Genomic DNA, 948 nt, shown 5'->3' on the forward strand with positions numbered 1-948 from the left:
TCGGCCGAGGCGATCGTGTCGATCTTGGCGGTGCTCAAGTCCGGGGCGGCGTACCTGCCGATCGACCCCGCGCTGCCGGCGGCCCGCGTCGAGTTCATGCTCACCGATGCCGCGCCGCGGGCCGCGATCACCACCGCGGCGCTGGCCGAGAGGCTGGACGGCTTCGATGTGATCGTCATCGATGTTGCCGATCCGGCGGTGGCCACCCGGCCCAGTACGGCGCCCCCGGCGCCGGCCCCGACCGATCTGGCCCACCTCATCTACACCTCGGGCACCACCGGTGTTCCCAAAGGTGTCGCGGTGACGCAACATAACGTCGCGCAGCTGTTCGATGACCTGCGGATCGGCATCGCGCTGTCGGCGGAACAGGTGTGGACCCAGTTCCATTCCTATGCGTTCGACTTCTCGGTGTGGGAGATCTGGGGCGCGCTGCTGCACGGCGGGCGACTCGTGGTCGTCCCGGATGCGGTGGCCCGCTCGCCAGAAGAGTTCCACGACTTACTGGTTCGCGAGCACGTCACGGTGCTGACGCAAACGCCCTCGGCGGTCGCAATGCTTCCCACCGAGGGGCTGGACGGGACCGCCCTCGTGATCGGTGCCGAGCCCTGCCCGCCCGAGCTGGTGGATCGCTGGGCGCCCGACCGGACGATGGTCAACGTCTACGGCCCGACCGAAACCACCATGTGGGCCTGCAAGAGCGCGCCACTGAAGGCAGGGTCGGGCTTCCCGCCCATCGGAGCGCCGGTGACGCGGGCGGCGTTCTTCGTGCTCGACGAATGGCTGCGCCCGGTGCCCGCCGGCGTCGTCGGCGAGCTGTACCTGGCCGGCCACGGCGTCGGCGTCGGCTACTGGCGCCGCCCCGGGCTCACCGCGTCGCGATTCATGGCCTGCCCGTTCGGCGCACCCGGCACCCGCATGTACCGCACCGGCGACCTGGTGCGCTGGGGC

The 948-nt window shown here is 70.8% G+C and carries 1 protein-coding gene; it reads left to right on the forward strand.

The features are described 5' to 3' along the window. Positions 1–948, forward strand: a 948-nt coding sequence (locus tag A5775_RS06120; protein ID WP_156660585.1) for an amino acid adenylation domain-containing protein, incomplete at both ends; no start/stop codon positions are given.

The organism is Mycobacterium sp. 852002-10029_SCH5224772 (assembly GCF_001667315.1).
Taxonomy (GTDB): Bacteria; Actinomycetota; Actinomycetes; order Mycobacteriales; family Mycobacteriaceae; genus Mycobacterium.